Genomic DNA, 14,596 nt, shown 5'->3' with positions numbered 1-14,596 from the left:
ATCAGGCCCCCACATGCTTACGCTGGGCGATCTGTTCTTCCAGTGCTGAGCGCGCTGCGCGTTGGGTACCGATGGATTCTGACAGCTCCTTGTGCGCGGCTTCCATCGCATCCAGGCTGCTGTCTTGGGAAAGATTCAGCACCGCCGCCATGGCTTCCGAGCCTTCCTTGTTGATCGCCTTCACGCGGTCCACCACATCGAACTCTTGCCCGAAGCAGAAAATGAACTTGCGCGCGGAGAAGCCCAGCGGACGCAGCATTTCGTTTACATAGGCGTAGCGCAGGTCTTCTGGCATGGCCAGGAGAATGGACTGCTCAAAGTTGGCTGGCATGTAGTTGTTGTCTTTCGTCTGATCGTCGAGCCAGCGGAAGATCCGATCAGCTGCATTCTTGGCCAACGTGAATGTGTCACCGGCTGTCTCGAAACGGATTTTGCTGCTGGACTCCAGTCCGTGGCGTTGATGGGTTTCCACAATGGCCAGGGCCACCGCCTCCCGGCTCCCCACGCGTGCGCGCCATTGATCGACGTAGTGCAGCAAGGCCTTCAGCTTGGATTTGTGCGACTCGTTTCGCATGATTGATCCGTCCTGCTTTCGTAAAGTAGCCCTGAGACCTTTGCAATCCTCGGGAACTACGTATGGATAAGAATCTGAATGGGCCGGACACTACCGGCATGGAAGAAGAAATCGACTTAGAGCGCCTGGAGCTGCTGGACCGTGCCGAAGAGCTGGCCAGGCAAATGTTTGAATACCCAACAGAGGCCCATGTAGAGGGCGTGCTGGATCGACTGCTATGGAATGAATTTCACGGCTTGGGCGAGGCCGGGGCCGCGACGCTGCACTAGACGTCTGTCGGCCCAATCGGGATGGGCTCGCGGTCTTTGGGATCAGGCATGGCTGTTCCTTTCCTTCGGCGCCGGTGCAGGCACCACCGGATTCATGTGGTGGAAAACCAGTTGCCAAGCCCTTGGAATTTCGCCGGCCTTCTCCCACTGAGAGATCCGACCTTTGGTTAACCCCGTAATCTGGAGAACGGCTTGGCGACCGCCCATTTCTTGGATGATGTTTTTTGCGTCCATGCATCAAGTATAGATAATTCTAAACAAAAAGAGAAGAAACATCTAAACCAATGTTTAGTTTTTTCTTGCTTTAATCACGTGATGGACATCTACGCCACCCGCCGCAGGAACCTGCAACAGCTGATTGACGACCGTGCGCAAGGCAATGCTGCCGATTTCGCACGGTCAGTCGGGCGCGAACGCGCGCAAATCGCTCAGTACCTTTCGCCGACCTACAACAGTGGTCGAAGCATCGGCGAACGCGTGGCTAGAGCAATAGAGAAAGAAGCAGAGCTTGAGGCAGGAAGTCTAGACCGCCCTGAAGGGCTTGGGCGGCCAAAATCTGAGGGGTTTGACGCCAACGTCATCCCCGCCGCAGTAGGCGAGCGCCGCATCCCTCTGCTGAACTACGTCCAGGCCGGCGTGTTCTGCGACCCAGGCCAGAACTTCACGTTCGAGGGAATGGAGTACCTGCTGACCGACTTGGATCTGTCTGAGCGCGCCTTTGCGCTCCAGATCAAAGGCGACTCCATGCAGCCCGACTTCAGGGAGGGTGACCGTATCATTGTTGATTGTGAGGTCAGCCCCCGGCCTGGTGATTTTGTGGTAGCCAAGAACAGCGACGAGGAGGCCACGTTCAAAAAGTATCGCCTACTGCGCATTGGCGAGGACGGCCAGGAGGTTTTCGAACTGGTGCCGCTCAACCAAGACTACCCATCAATGCGAAGCGATCAGCATCACGTCCAGATCATCGGAACGATGGTAGAGCATAGGAAGTACTACAGAAGATCGTGAGAAAAGGAGCCGTTTGGCTCCTTATTTTTTAACAATCAAGTAACTAGAGTTTAGTTATGCATGAAAATATAAGAGGCAAGAGGATGAAAAAGACACTGGTTGTTGCTTTGCTAATCAGTTTGACTGGATGCGCCACATGGTCCACAAGCACAGTGGACGGAGCAACTACACACCCCCACCAGGCTGTTGTCCCTCAAACAAATGCTAGCGAAATCTTAATCACAGAGTCTGATATCGAAAATCGAAAATATGAACGGCTGGGCGACTTAACGGTGACAGTTAACAAGACAACCGTTTTTCATGCAGACCCCACCAAAGAAATGGTCAATGACAAGCTAAAGGCAGAGGCCGCTAAACTTGGTGCCAATGCTGTAATCCATGTCACTTACGGGAACACTGGTGTTAGTTTTTTTAGCTGGGGCAGCTTAGAGGGGAAAGGCCGTGCGATTCGCTTTATTGAGTAGCTTCTTTTTGGTAATGCTGACTGGGTGCGCTACCCGGGCGCCTGACCTGCCACCGTACCAACCCAAAGCAGAGCAAGCCCTAGACGTGAAGAAAGATGGGAGCAAGTGAATGACTGGAAACGTGACCCAGCCCAGGGAGGCTGTACGTAAGAAGGACTGAGCAGGAAGAGACAAGGAGCCATTTGGCTCCTTATTTTTCATCCATAAAACAACAAAGGGAAACAATGAACAATCTACCTCTACACCACCGCTAGTGCGCTAGGAGCCCCCTACGCACCTGCTATATGCATATCCCAACCCTTAGGAGGAACAGTTGTCATACGAACTGAAAGAGCTTTCTGAAGAAACATTGAACCTTACTGAAGAAGCATGGTCCAAACTGACAGAGCCAGATGTCTTTGCTCTGGAGTTAAAGAGCCATTTTGAGTGGGCAAAGCAACACATTGACTACACAAACAGTAGCAAATCGTCGTTTGCTTATGGTATCTTTAAGGTTGATGAGGGTGAGCAGACGCGAGGCGCTGAGGCCCTTATCGAGATCATTCAAAGTCCTACTGGACGACGTGTCACTAAGCTTTTGAAGCTTGTAACGTCCGCTAAATATTGGGATGTAAGTGACTCCTCGACTATTGGAGACCTGCATGACGTACTACACACTGCAATTACGGGCACAATTGAACTTAGCAGTCACAACTCCTCTCGTGTGCTTAAGTTCTATGGTAGAAATGCCCATCTGCTAAATATTTTAATTAGCATTAATAGAAGCCTTAACGATGCAATTAAGCAACCTAATAATCCGCTACATGGGAAGTTAAATTCCAAGATGGTGGATAGGTGGCTAGAGCTCAGCATTAGTTAACGCTTTTTATCTTTAGGAAGTTATCATGTCAAACGTAAAGTATGTTTCTCTCGCTGCAGCCCTTTCAAGCTGCCGAAATGAATTCGCGCAAGCAATTCGAGAAGGAGCAGAAATGGCATTGTGTCGCATGACTTCGACAGAAATCGCATATGCATTTTGCGGTAAAGAAGACACTAACTCAGTACTAGTTAGTAAAGCCGCATAATATCTAGCGACTACCTAATATTGAAAGCCCCTCCCGGGGCTTTCTTGTTGGGCATACAGAACAGGCCCTGACGCCCCTATGCCCCAGGAAGCGTTACAAAGCACTTCTATGCCTAAAGGGGCGAAAAGCCCATACTGGTACAATGAGACTGATCTCATTCAAAGGTGGCAATCTCGCTACCTCACTATCCTTCAAGTTCTCTGCTGAACCATTGCCTTGGATCACCTCCATTTCCAGGCTGCAGCGGTAATTTGAAGTCATACAGAAGGTATTACTATCTACGAAAAACTTAACCAGGCTAGTCGCAGCCCACTCCACACTTCTCCGTTGCGCGAGCCCGCTCGCCGAACAGTCGAAAGCCATCAAACCTATACTAAGCAAGTGGTGTCGACCCGGCAAAAACTTATCCGACAGCTAAAAGACCGGTTCCCCGGCCTTCCGTTCTGATACGTCAGCTCACGTAACGAGCCCATACGACAAAGCCCCTCATGAACTGCACCCCAAAAGTTGGACATTAATCCGACCTTTGGGGTGCAGTTCATGAGGGGCTTTTTCTTTGCCTGCTTGCCGGGTAGCGCCCTCTTCCATTGCGTCCAGGTGTGGTTGACGTCACACCAGACGCACTGCCTGAAGCGCACCTCATGACATCTTTCGTTCGTCGCATAACCAGGACGCTTACAGATCCCATCAGATAGCTCGGCTCGCGATTAACTTCCCAATTACGCAACGCCTCCGCACGGCACAGCCGTTGTGTTTAGATTTTTCTTGACTTATATGTTTAGAGAAATCTATACTTTATCTAACGCTTCACCAAAACCGCAGAACACCTTTAGGCAAAGCCACGGTAAGTAACGGTACAGAGAGCGCCAGCAGCAAAGGCTGCGCCCGCCAAGGCGGAGGCTCTTTAAAAACACACCTGCCGATGTTGCTCACCTCACCTATGCGGGGTGTTCGTCCGGCTCAATAGCACCCACAAGCATGGTTGTGGCTCTGCGCGGTATCCCTGCCGTTTCCAGTCCGCCAAGCGCGGTTCACGGAAAAAGAGGGTGAGGCGTAGACGGCCAAAAACGGAAACGGTCACGCTGGTTGGAATCCCGGCAACGGCCTGGAAACAGGCCGCTTTGGTAAGCATCAATGGTGGTGCTTACTGAAGCGAGAAGATTAATGACTGAGAGAAAAGATGCCCGCCGAAGGGCTATTGATAGGGCCAATCAGGCCCTAAAGGCTGCAAGACTAGCGATGTGCGCGACCAACAACACGCTTACAACCGATCGTCCAGATCTTCCGCGATCAGAAGGAACCTCCTGGACGATCGACTTCAATAAAGAAATAGGCCTTATCGACCAGGCTATTCAAGCGCTATCTAGCACTGATAGCGATCACGAATAACCCTGTCGAAGTAAGTGCCCTTGGATGGCGCAGACATAAGGCCGTCGTATACAGATTGCGGAACTCCGCAGTATGTATATGTAATGCCACCGCTAGTAAACCGTATCTGCATTCTTTTAGTGTTGGGGTCGTACCCAACCGCAGCAATAGCACTGGATAGAACAGGAATCACGCTCTCCCTCCATGTCTAGTTGTAATCGGAATTTCCAACTTAGCACGGAAGGTGACAGCCGGGAATAGACCGGCATTATCCGAGGCGGGCTTCATTGAGAGTCGCGCCGGATGGCAACCAAGGGAGAAAGCGATGTCAGCATTTTGTGTATTTGGTATGACCGAGCCGCTGGCCAAGACGCTGGCAGCGCGTAAAGCCCCCCCCAAGAAGGTGCGGGAGAAGATGACTGCCCAAGAGCTGAACGAGTGGTACGCGGAGCGGGCGGCAACAATTCTCAAATCGAGCAAGCCCCGACAAGTGTCGCCTGAGTTTGACGCACCGCAGTTCTGCCAGGACTGGATCGACTTGGCGCACAAGACAGTCAAAGCCAACGGTCTGCGCGTGATGTTTCGCGGACCGAAACCCGACGGCTCCATCAATAAGCGTACAGGCAAGCCGCTCATGGCATGGCTGCCCTACTGAATCATCACCCGCCCAGGCGGGCCGGCATAGCCGGATCTCCTCGGGCTCGCGGCGGGCCGACCTGGGTAGCCGTACTGGCAGCAGATAGTGATCTGCCTCCCCTGCGCCAGGACAGGGGCATCATCATGGCGGCGGCGTGGAAAGCAGACACGCAAAACTGTCGCATATGAAGTCGGACGGAAGATTGCGACCATTCCCGGGTGGCATAGCTAAGAGTCTCCGAAGCCGACACAGCAGGAGTAGCGCCCTGCCCGCCTTGATGATCAGGAAACTATGCACGCGATCTAGACACGTACCACAAGTAAGCAATGCCCAGAGGTGCAACAAACCAAGCACACAGAAACAAGGCGAAATTAATGATTAACTTAGCTATGAGCATCACTATGGCGTTCAGAATAAAAACGTTGTCGCCGAGCACAAAACGCTTTAACTCGTCATAAACAAGCTTCGAGAATGGGAACAGTGCCAAGCAAATTAAGCCTGGGAATGTTCGTTTCCAAAAAAAACCATCAGGCCAGCCTGCCTGGTAATCCATGAAGACGAAAAGGGCAAAAAAAGCTAAGCCTATGACGTAAGCCCTAAGCAAATACTCACGTCGTACTGATCCAAAGATTCTAGTAAACATTCAACAGCACCCTGATAAAAAAACAATTCGAGCGAGGCGATCATAACAGCACTTGATTATTAAGGCTCCCAAGCCCAGCGAATAGAACACAAGCCCCAAAGCGGGCACCCTCCAGCCGCAGCATTCCCACTCCCTTAACCAATTCGATATCAAACCCGCCCACGCCATGGGCGGCGGGAGTGCTGCGACTAGAGGGCATAGAACCCCGAAACCCGCCAACACCTGCATTTGCGCAGATGCAGTGACGGCGGCAGACGCAGGCTAACCCTCTCCCCTTTCAATGGCGCCAGTCTCGGCGCAATCCCCGGAGCTAAACATGAACGCTATCGCAGAGCGCGAGGTACGCGCTTACGAGCTGGCGGAGCGCCGCCGCGCCTATATCGCGGAGCAGATCCGCAACTGCCTGTACGGCAAAACACTGTACGTAAACATCGCCTGGACCCTGCAATCGATTCCTCAAAAGGTAAGCCGCATAGGGCTGATTGAAGAAATGGAGAATGCGCTTCTGGCGTCCAGTTCGGCGGGTTTCGACTATTCCGCAAAACTGCTTGCTGCGCTGGATGATGAAAGCCTGCGCCCTGCTCTGCGCACCGAACGCGAACGAATCATCGGCGACTGGGCAGACACCACGCATAACTGCATGACCCAGCAAGAACTGGAGGCACTGCCGTGCTGATCGAGTTTTTCATCTTTGCGGTGTTCTTTTGCTGCGCCGCTTTCTTTATCGCACTCGGGATTGAGGGCGTTCTTAGCATCTGGGGGCAGCCGTGACAGACCAAAACCCCGGCTTTCCCCGCACTCGCCGCCGTAACCCTTTCGATGGACAGGGATGCTACGCACCAAATAGCAGCACCCCGCCCTGGGGCTGGCTCCCTACCTTCGCAATCGCAATTCCTGCAGTCATCGCGGCAGGCGGCCTGTTTGCATTCGGCCCTGCCCTGCTGACTTACTTAGTTGGAGCATGACATGACCGAAGTCTTAGAGCTGACGGAACTGCCGCCGGCAGAAACGGCGCTGCAAATTTACCAAACACCAAACGGTCTGGACCCGTATATCGAGCGCATCCGACAAGAAGTCACCGGGCATGCGCCGAACCTGAAGACCGACAAGGGCCGAAAGGAAATCGCCAGCCGCGCATTCAAGGTGCGCAAGATCAAAGCCGCTCTGGATGGCTTAGGCAAAGAGCAGGTGGACAGGCTCAAGGAAATCCCCAAGCTGATCGACGCTGAACGCAAGCGCATGCGTGACGAACTGGACGCACTGGCTGATGAAGTCCGCAAGCCGCTCACGGACTGGGAAGAAGCAGAGGCCAGCCGCGTAGCACTCCACCGTGCCGCACTGGACGGCATGGCAGAGCAAGCTCGGGAAGTGGGTGGGCTTGATGTTGAAACCCTCCGCCAGCGCATCACAATAGTTGAATCTGCGGTGATGGGCGAGTCCTGGGAAGAGTTTGAAGCAGAAGCTCACCGGGTCAAAGCCAAAGCGCTGGAAATTCTGAACTCAGCCCTGGCTGAACGCCAGAAGTACGAAGCCGAGCAGGCAGAACTGGCCGAGCTACGACGCAAACAGGCCGAACAGGATCAGAAAGACCGCGAGGCCGAGATTGCCCGCCAAGCCGCTGAAAAGGCCCGAGCCGACGCGGAAACCAAGGCCCAGGCCGAGCGCGATGCTGCCGCCAAGCGTGAAGCGGATGCAAGAGCCGCAGCCGAACGCGCAGAACAGGATCGTCAGCAAGCCATTGAGCGTCAGAAACAAGCCGAGGCCCGTGCCGAAGCGGAGAAGCTAGCCGCCGAGCAACGCGCCAAGGATGCCGCCGAATTAGCCCGCCAGGCAGAAATCAAGCGCCAGGCCGACGCCAAGGCAGCAGAAGAAGCCGCCCAGCGCCGGCGCGAGGCCGATATCGCTCACAAGGCCAGCATCAACAACGCCGCCCTGGCTGCATTCATCGAAAACGGTTTACCCGACGAGTGCGCCAAGCAAGCCGTCATTCTGATTGCCAAGGGGCTGATCCCGGCTATCCGAATCCAATATTGATTGAGGACACCATGAGCACAGAAATCATTGAGGCGCCGCAGCGCGAACTGGCCGCGCCGGCAGACCAGGTACCTGCCAATTCCCCCATGGGAATGATGATGGCCGCCATGAAACAAGGCGCCACACTCGACCAAGTGGAGCAGATGATGAACCTGCAGCAACGCTGGGAAGAACGCGAGGCAGAGAAAGCGTTCAACGATGCCTTGGCCGCCTTCAAGTCCGAGGCTGTCGAAATCATCAAGCGCAAAACTGTCGACTTCACCGGGAAGAACGGGCGCACTCACTACAAGCACGCAGAACTCTCCGATGTGGTCGAAGCGGTCGGCCCTGCCCTTTCAAAACATGGCTTTGCCTGGAGCTGGAAAACCCATCAGGAAAAAGACCTGATCCGCGTAACCTGCATTCTCAAACACCGCCAGGGTCATACCGATTCTGTGTCCCTTGAGGCCAATGCGGACCAAAGCGGGAGCAAGAACAACATTCAGGCCATCGCATCCACCGTCACTTACCTTCAGCGCCACACCCTCAAGGCCATTACTGGCGTTTCTGAAAAAGGTGACGACGATGACGGGCTAGGCAGTGCGAACTCGAAGATCAGCGCAGACCTGCGCGACGAGTGGATCAGCGAAGTGGCCAAAGCCGAAACGCTGGAGCGGTTGGAAACCATCTGGCAGGAAGGCGGCAACGTCATTTACGCAACCAACAACCTTGCCGATTACAACGCCTTCAAAAAGGCTGTATCGGACAAGAAGAAGATGCTCACGGAGGCTCAATAATGGAAGGCTTAATCATTCACACCGCAGAACAAGGTACACCGGAATGGCTCCAGGCCCGCAAAGGCGTCATCACCGGGAGCCGTTTCAAAGACTGCCGCGACCGTCTGAAAAGCGGAGCCCCTTCTAAGAAGTGTCTGGACTACGCTATGGACGTAGCCCGAGAGCGCGAAGGCGGTGAACCCATGCAGGTCTTTGTAAACGGCGCCATGCGCCTGGGAACCGAACAAGAGCCCTACGCCCGCGCCGTTTATGAGCGCAAAACGGGGCACATCGTTGACGAGGCCGGTTTCATCACGACCTCAGACCGCCTGTTTGGGGTTAGCGTGGACGGTCTGGTGGGCGATGACGGGATCATTGAAATCAAGACGATGGTCAGCAGCGACACGCTGTTCACCGCCTTTGTGAACGGCGATATTGCCGCCTATGTAGACCAGTGCAATGGCGCAATGTGGTTGCTCGGACGTAAATGGGTGGATCTGGTGCTGTGGGTTCACGACCTGGGCCGCATGAAGATCATCCGCATCGACCGAGACGACAACCAGATTGAATCGCTTGAGTCCGATCTGATGGAGTTCGAGCGAACTGTCACCAAGTATCAGCATGAACTGCGGGACGCCCTGCTGGAGGCTGCGTAAATGGCCTCAGTCAACAAAGTCATTCTGGTGGGCAATCTTGGCCGGGACCCAGAAGTACGCTACAGCGCAGAAGGCTCGGCCATCTGCAATATTTCCATTGCCACGACTTCGCAGTGGAAAGACCGTACCTCCGGCGAAAAGCGCGAGGAAACGGAATGGCACCGTGTGGTGTTCTACAACCGTTTGGCTGAAATTGCCGGTGAGTACCTCCGCAAAGGCCGCCCCGTTTACGTAGAAGGTCGTCTGCGCACCCGTAAATGGACAGGCCAGGATGGTCAGGAGCGCTTCGCGACTGACATCATTGCCGAGCAAATGCAGATGCTGGTTGGTCGTGACGGTGGTGATGGTGACTTTGGCGGCAATGACTACAGCGCACCACGGGCACCGCAACAGCAGCAACTACAACAACCAGCCGCCAACCCATACCAAACCCCTGTCGATAATTCTGCTGATATGGATGACGAAATTCCGTTAAGAATGACATGAAATCTACATCAACTCGAAGGGAGAAAGCACCCCTAGCAACCGCTCCCCGTCAAGCACTAGCCACAAAGAGTGCGAACTCTTCCTATTTTCTAGAACTGAAGAGACCTCGCAATCTAAACTGAAAGAAACAGCCTTCTCTAGCTTTAAACGAAACTCTCCCTCATCATCTTTTATTGCATCAGCAATGCTTTTGTTTAGATACTCAAGCCTAGTAGCGCCGTCATGGGGAAAAAGGTAAGTCGCCATTTCAAGCTCAGACAATAGTTTCCACTCCGTGCCGATCTGTACAGGTAAAAAGCTAAAGGAGTGCGTGAGCATTAGTTGCCTAGCAAAAGCAACAGGGTGCCAACTTTCAACAAACACTGGATTTCTAATCATGAAATCGCTCACGTTCTTTCGCTTAATATTCACAAACAGCGCCTCCTCAAGCATCAAACATAAGTTAATACCGGCTTCCGTTGCATGCCTCGCATAAACCCCGGAGTGCATCACGTCATTCCGAGCAGCTTTTAATGTGGCATAGAGAGCGCCAAATTCAGCGAAAAGTCCAATTTTTTTGCTAACTATTTCCGATGAATAGCCTGAGTTATGAACTATGGTCTCCAGCGCTAAATAATAATCGCCTAGCCCATGCCCCTTACCAGTCAAATACCTCCCCAGGCTCTCGATGGCATAGCAAATCTGGGGAAAACCCTCTGAATCTGCTAATGCGAGATACCTTGCTTCACGAAGCTTATCTCTGAAGTACAAGGCACTATCCTTGTCCAAACTTCGTGCTTTTGATCCTTTCTTTTTCTTAACCAACACTCTCCCCCTGAATATGCAAATTAAGAACCCACGGATCCACCGTTTAGATCCCGTGTAGGCGCTTGATGCTGCCCAGCTTTCCCAATTGCTTAACAGCACCAGTTTCAGCCCGGTACCAGCCAAGATCTAGGCGGATCGCATCAGCTTTGTGCTGACCGACGCCCTGGACATCAAGCGCATCAGCCCCCTGGACATCCTGACCGAAAAGCAGGATGTCATGGCCGTCAATGACGATGAGATCTTCGACGCCGACATGACACTGATGACCGCCGAGCTCGCTAACCTGATCGCCGATGTGGTCGGCGTGCTGGGCGGCGAACGATCCTAGCCCGCTCCGCTTGCGACTAATTGATCTATCAGCTGATGTGCGATGCTTATCCCGCCCTCTCTGGCCTCTTCGTAAGACGAGTAAAACCGATCATGCTCTCGCTTCTCGGGTAGCAGAATATCCCCTCCTACCTTACGAACAACTACCCCCACTTCCCATGCAGTGTTTCTGTCATTCAAGCGGTAGCAGTGCACATCAAATTCAAAGTCGCGATACTCGTTCATAAAAGTCGGATTCTCTACGCCCATGATCATCTCCAAGAAATCATCGTCACCACTCAAGCCACTAAGCATAGCCGAACCAGCGCGGCTAACGCATAGGATGCCGCCCCTATGACGCATCTCGACTACAGCAACACCCCATAACCCCGCTTGATTTACTCAACCGGGGTTTTTCTTTTCTAGGATCAACCCATGACCGAGAACCCGCACCCATCCGACGCAGACAAAGAGCGTCATATCGCACGAATCAGAAAACTACTCGCGCTCTCTGGCTCCTCCAACGAGCATGAAGCGGCAATCGCAAGACATCGCGCCGAAGTACTGATGGAGAAATACGCCGTTTCTCAGGCCATGCTCGGCCAGGCCGAGTATGGGTCTGGAGACTTTGAAACGGACACCAAGGATCGCGCCGCTTGGAAACACAAGCTCTTTGGGGTGCTGGGCTTCATATTTGGTTGCGCAACTGCGTTCTACACCAACCGCAATCAGAAACTCACATATACCTTCTATGGGAAAAAAACGAACGTCGAGATTGCCCTATACATCTGCGAAATCGTCCACCGGTCCTTAAAGAACAGTTGGAAGAGGCACCTAAATGATTTGCGACGCCAAGGCGTAAGGCCAACCGCCAAAGCAAAGGCAGATTTTTACTATCACTTCGCCATCGGCGTCAGTCGCAAAGTCTCCGAAGTATTTCAGAGCATGACCGCACAAGAACAGGCAAGCCTTGATGAAGAGCTCACTGAATCCGCCAAGCAGACAGACCATATTCCAGAAGCTCGATCAAGAGCAGTGCGCGGGACCAGGCGTGACGCAGCAGCCTCTTTTGCGGGCTATCGAGCAGGCCAGTCACAAAACATCCACATCGGTGTCGGACAGCACAAGAGTGGGCAGATAGGAGTCAGCCATGCCTAAGTCATGGCACTACCTACCGCTGGCCCACGCGCTGGTACTGGCCAACTACTCCGATCAGCAGATCTCCCCTCGGGAGAAAGTCGCATGACACAAAACGCCTACAGCAACAAACCCCTGCCCCGCCTTCGACACATCGAACCGGGGCAGTTTTTTACCCTTCGCCATGACCCCACGCCTCGGATTCTGCTGCACAAATCCAAGCATCACGGTCATTTCAATAACGGATATGCATCCCTGTGCCATGAGCTCGATTACAGCTGTGTGGTCTGGGGTGAGAACGGATGGGAGGCCAAAGTTGACACTCACACATGATGCTCTCTGCGACCTAGCCGTGAAGTGGCTCAAGCGCCCTCACTCCCAAAATGGCCATGGCTGCAATGTGGCCGTAAGCGAGGCCCGCAGTGGCTGGGGCGGAGAAATACCAGACGCCATCGGATTTCGCATTGCTACCCCGAACGTTGGCAGCGTGGTGGTCGAGTGCAAAGTAAGCCGCTCCGACTTCCTTGCTGACAAAGCAAAGCCCCACCGGAAAGAAAGAGGAATGGGCCACTGGCGCTACTTCATGTGCCCCGAGGGGCTAATCGATATTGAGGATTTACCGGAAGGCTGGGGCTTGCTGTGGGTCAACCAACGCAGCCATATCAAGATCAGGTGCGGCGCTGCAACTGGCGTAACCCTGGGATATGACGCCATGAAAGAGGTCTTCAGCGCTTGGCGACAAAACGCCAACGAGGAGCGCGAACGCTTTCTGCTGATCAAGCTGCTATCCCGAGTAGGCGATGCCGATCAAATGAACCGCTGGATACGCGAAGCCAATACAGAGCGACAGCGGATTGCACGTATCGCAGACGACCGTGCCCGCCAGCTCCGAGAGCTGCAGGCAGAGCTAACAGCCATCCGATTGAAAGAATGGAGCACCACCCAATGAACGCCCACCCACACAACCAGGCGCGGTCTACCCCGCAAGAAGCGTTCAACCTGCAACGACCAGCACAGGTATACGGAACACGCGCATTCATCCCTGTTACGTCCAAAGCCGCCCCCAATCCTAATTACCCGCAATTGATGGAGAAACGTCGATGAGCACAGATACACAAAACAACGCACCTGTGAGCGCGGAGCCAGTGGCCGTGCCAGATGCAATTCTTCTCATGGCCCAGCGCATCGCCGCCGATGATTTCGAGCACTGCACATCAGATCCGATATTCACCGTTGAGAAACGCAATCTGATTACCGGCCTGGACTTGGATTACACCGACAACATTGGCTGGTTCTGCGAAGGCGAGCAGATTGATGACGAGGATGCAGCGGTGCTCGAAGCCGCATATCAAGAATCTGGAAACGTGCCGGACAATTACACCCGCACCGGTATAGAAGAGACATGGGAGCATTTCGCCACTTATGTGACGCTGGAAGCAGCGCGGGAGTTCGTGAGCAAGAAAGGTGACCAGTACCGGGTTTACGTTGATAGCGGATGTCGTAATCACGAATGGAAGGCTCTACGCGCATTCCTGCTACAGATAGCCGCCAAGCCGGTGCTCGCCGCCCCCGTTGCCGCCCAGCCTGACCTCACACAGCAGGACGCCACCTTGCACGCCGAAGTGCTGGACATGGTGCGGATGCTGGAGGCCAACGAATGGGCCGATCATTGCGGCAAGTCTGAGCTTGGCCAACGCCTGGAATGGGCAATCACCGCACTACAAAACCGGCCACAAAATATTCCAGAAATTATTCCTGAGTCTGCCCAGCAGGACGCCGAAACCGGGGAAACGGTATTGGTTAAAAATCAAGAGCTTATTGAGCCAGCAATCGAACAGGACGGATACGGCTGGGATGGCGGCGAAAACCCACCGAATATGGTGCTGTATCAGTGCATGGCACCGTTTCACCTGAATCTGTGCCGAGGACAGGAACTGCGCGCAGTCATTGATTATGGGCGGTTGGTCTGGCAGCAGGCCAAGCAGGACGCCAGCAAGGTGGATGCAGCCCTGGCCGAAATGGTTCACGCCATGTTCCGCAGCGCCAACAGCATCCCTGTCACTCGCATCACGATTGACCGGAAACAGTACGAAGCCGCCATCGACGCAGCCCGTAAGGAGCCAGACCAGTGGCTGAATCAATCACGGCCATGATCGCCGTGACCGCTAAAGAATGGAACCCACCCGGCCTTGCGCCGGGTTTTTAACACCCAATCCGAAGGAGGCTAAAAGATGCAGACAGCCCGTTTTCTGCGCGCTGGCAAGGCACACTCATATCTTGGCATGTGTCGGGCCGTATTCGACCGCGACGTGCGCCCTTTCATCACTGAAATACCTATCGGCGCTCGTGGTATAGCATTCGACCGCCTTGAGCTTGATCGTTGGGCAG

General features: G+C 53.8%; 17 protein-coding genes and 1 pseudogene. 15 read left to right on the top strand and 3 right to left on the bottom strand.

Annotation, left to right across the window (positions count from 1 at the left end):
* Position 1: 1 nt before the first annotated feature.
* Positions 2-574 (bottom strand): hypothetical protein, encoded by a 573-nt coding sequence (locus FE795_RS08145; RefSeq protein ID WP_219236021.1) that lies wholly within the window; start codon positions 572-574, stop codon positions 2-4.
* A 62-nt stretch (positions 575-636) separates the two neighbouring features.
* Between FE795_RS08145 and FE795_RS08140 the strand changes: the two genes are divergently transcribed.
* The 4 genes from FE795_RS08140 (at position 637) to FE795_RS08125 (ending at position 3,174) form a co-directional block, all read left to right on the top strand.
* Complete coding sequence (locus FE795_RS08140; protein ID WP_219236019.1) at positions 637-843, top strand: hypothetical protein; 207 nt, start codon at positions 637-639, stop codon at positions 841-843.
* Between the two features lie 192 nt (positions 844-1,035).
* Positions 1,036-1,851: a LexA family protein gene (locus FE795_RS08135; RefSeq protein ID WP_230406297.1), complete on the top strand. Its 816-nt coding sequence runs from the start codon at positions 1,036-1,038 to the stop codon at positions 1,849-1,851.
* 83 nt (positions 1,852-1,934) lie between these two features.
* The gene (locus FE795_RS08130) at positions 1,935-2,315 is read left to right on the top strand and encodes a hypothetical protein (RefSeq protein ID WP_219236017.1); all 381 of its coding nucleotides are present in this window, start codon (positions 1,935-1,937) and stop codon (positions 2,313-2,315) included.
* Positions 2,316-2,628: 313 nt separating this feature from the next.
* Positions 2,629-3,174, top strand: a complete 546-nt coding sequence (locus tag FE795_RS08125; RefSeq protein ID WP_219236015.1) for a hypothetical protein — start codon at positions 2,629-2,631, stop codon at positions 3,172-3,174.
* Positions 3,175-4,742: 1,568 nt separating this feature from the next.
* On the opposite strand, the gene FE795_RS08120 is transcribed toward FE795_RS08125, so the two are convergent.
* Complete coding sequence (locus FE795_RS08120) at positions 4,743-4,940, bottom strand: KTSC domain-containing protein (protein ID WP_268885618.1); 198 nt, start codon at positions 4,938-4,940, stop codon at positions 4,743-4,745.
* A gap of 132 nt (positions 4,941-5,072) precedes the next feature.
* Between FE795_RS08120 and FE795_RS08115 the strand changes: the two genes are divergently transcribed.
* The 6 genes from FE795_RS08115 to ssb all read left to right on the top strand — a co-directional run bounded on the left by FE795_RS08115 (position 5,073) and on the right by ssb (position 9,958).
* A complete protein-coding gene (locus FE795_RS08115; protein ID WP_219236014.1) occupies positions 5,073-5,402 on the top strand; it encodes a hypothetical protein in 330 nt (109 codons plus the stop codon).
* 941 nt (positions 5,403-6,343) lie between these two features.
* Positions 6,344-6,703: a hypothetical protein gene (locus FE795_RS08110; protein ID WP_003800287.1), complete on the top strand. Its 360-nt coding sequence runs from the start codon at positions 6,344-6,346 to the stop codon at positions 6,701-6,703.
* A gap of 290 nt (positions 6,704-6,993) precedes the next feature.
* Positions 6,994-8,061 carry a coiled-coil domain-containing protein gene (locus tag FE795_RS08105; RefSeq protein ID WP_219236012.1) on the top strand — a complete coding sequence of 356 codons (1,068 nt, stop codon included), beginning with the start codon at positions 6,994-6,996 and terminating at the stop codon, positions 8,059-8,061.
* 11 nt (positions 8,062-8,072) lie between these two features.
* The gene (locus FE795_RS08100) at positions 8,073-8,837 is read left to right on the top strand and encodes an ERF family protein (protein WP_219236011.1); all 765 of its coding nucleotides are present in this window, start codon (positions 8,073-8,075) and stop codon (positions 8,835-8,837) included.
* Positions 8,837-9,472 (top strand): lambda exonuclease family protein, encoded by a 636-nt coding sequence (locus FE795_RS08095; protein ID WP_219236009.1) that lies wholly within the window; start codon positions 8,837-8,839, stop codon positions 9,470-9,472. The genes FE795_RS08100 and FE795_RS08095 overlap by 1 nt, the downstream gene beginning before the upstream one ends.
* Positions 9,473-9,958 (top strand): single-stranded DNA-binding protein, encoded by a 486-nt coding sequence (gene ssb, locus FE795_RS08090; protein ID WP_219236007.1) that lies wholly within the window; start codon positions 9,473-9,475, stop codon positions 9,956-9,958.
* Positions 9,959-9,961: 3 nt separating this feature from the next.
* Here ssb and FE795_RS08085 read toward each other — a convergent pair whose 3' ends face one another.
* The gene (locus FE795_RS08085) at positions 9,962-10,762 is read right to left on the bottom strand and encodes a CBS domain-containing protein (protein WP_219236005.1); all 801 of its coding nucleotides are present in this window, start codon (positions 10,760-10,762) and stop codon (positions 9,962-9,964) included.
* A 133-nt stretch (positions 10,763-10,895) separates the two neighbouring features.
* Between FE795_RS08085 and rdgC the strand changes: the two are divergent.
* From rdgC to FE795_RS08060, 5 genes and pseudogenes are all read left to right on the top strand, one after another.
* A pseudogene (rdgC, locus tag FE795_RS08080) lies at positions 10,896-11,093 on the top strand (recombination-associated protein RdgC); the annotation flags it as partial.
* A gap of 413 nt (positions 11,094-11,506) precedes the next feature.
* Entirely contained in the window at positions 11,507-12,229 is a 723-nt protein-coding gene (locus tag FE795_RS08075; RefSeq protein WP_219236003.1) for a DUF2786 domain-containing protein, read from the top strand.
* Between the two features lie 84 nt (positions 12,230-12,313).
* Positions 12,314-12,541 (top strand): hypothetical protein, encoded by a 228-nt coding sequence (locus FE795_RS08070; protein ID WP_219236000.1) that lies wholly within the window; start codon positions 12,314-12,316, stop codon positions 12,539-12,541.
* Positions 12,542-12,770: 229 nt separating this feature from the next.
* Positions 12,771-13,157: a hypothetical protein gene (locus FE795_RS17265; protein ID WP_230406296.1), complete on the top strand. Its 387-nt coding sequence runs from the start codon at positions 12,771-12,773 to the stop codon at positions 13,155-13,157.
* Positions 13,158-13,308: 151 nt separating this feature from the next.
* On the top strand, positions 13,309-14,361 hold the full coding sequence (locus FE795_RS08060; protein ID WP_219235996.1) for a hypothetical protein: 1,053 nt from the start codon (positions 13,309-13,311) through the stop codon (positions 14,359-14,361).
* Positions 14,362-14,596: the final 235 nt, after the last annotated feature.

The sequence above is a fragment of the Alcaligenes ammonioxydans genome (assembly GCF_019343455.1).
GTDB lineage: Bacteria > Pseudomonadota > Gammaproteobacteria > Burkholderiales > Burkholderiaceae_B > Alcaligenes > Alcaligenes ammonioxydans.
This window is presented reverse-complemented; position numbering and strand designations above follow the sequence as displayed.

Bases quoted from the DNA above. Each gene is read 5' to 3' on its own strand.
- FE795_RS08145 (WP_219236021.1), bottom strand. From the start codon at position 574: ATGCGAAACGAGTCGCACAAATCCAAGCTGAAGGCCTTGCTGCACTAC.
- FE795_RS08140 (WP_219236019.1), top strand. From the start codon at position 637: ATGGATAAGAATCTGAATGGGCCGGACACTACCGGCATGGAAGAAGAA.
- FE795_RS08130 (WP_219236017.1), top strand. From the start codon at position 1,935: ATGAAAAAGACACTGGTTGTTGCTTTGCTAATCAGTTTGACTGGATGC.
- FE795_RS08115 (WP_219236014.1), top strand. From the start codon at position 5,073: ATGTCAGCATTTTGTGTATTTGGTATGACCGAGCCGCTGGCCAAGACG.
- FE795_RS08110 (WP_003800287.1), top strand. From the start codon at position 6,344: ATGAACGCTATCGCAGAGCGCGAGGTACGCGCTTACGAGCTGGCGGAG.
- FE795_RS08105 (WP_219236012.1), top strand. From the start codon at position 6,994: ATGACCGAAGTCTTAGAGCTGACGGAACTGCCGCCGGCAGAAACGGCG.
- FE795_RS08100 (WP_219236011.1), top strand. From the start codon at position 8,073: ATGAGCACAGAAATCATTGAGGCGCCGCAGCGCGAACTGGCCGCGCCG.
- FE795_RS08095 (WP_219236009.1), top strand. From the start codon at position 8,837: ATGGAAGGCTTAATCATTCACACCGCAGAACAAGGTACACCGGAATGG.
- ssb (WP_219236007.1), top strand. From the start codon at position 9,473: ATGGCCTCAGTCAACAAAGTCATTCTGGTGGGCAATCTTGGCCGGGAC.
- FE795_RS08075 (WP_219236003.1), top strand. From the start codon at position 11,507: ATGACCGAGAACCCGCACCCATCCGACGCAGACAAAGAGCGTCATATC.
- FE795_RS08070 (WP_219236000.1), top strand. From the start codon at position 12,314: ATGACACAAAACGCCTACAGCAACAAACCCCTGCCCCGCCTTCGACAC.
- FE795_RS17265 (WP_230406296.1), top strand. From the start codon at position 12,771: ATGGGCCACTGGCGCTACTTCATGTGCCCCGAGGGGCTAATCGATATT.
- FE795_RS08060 (WP_219235996.1), top strand. From the start codon at position 13,309: ATGAGCACAGATACACAAAACAACGCACCTGTGAGCGCGGAGCCAGTG.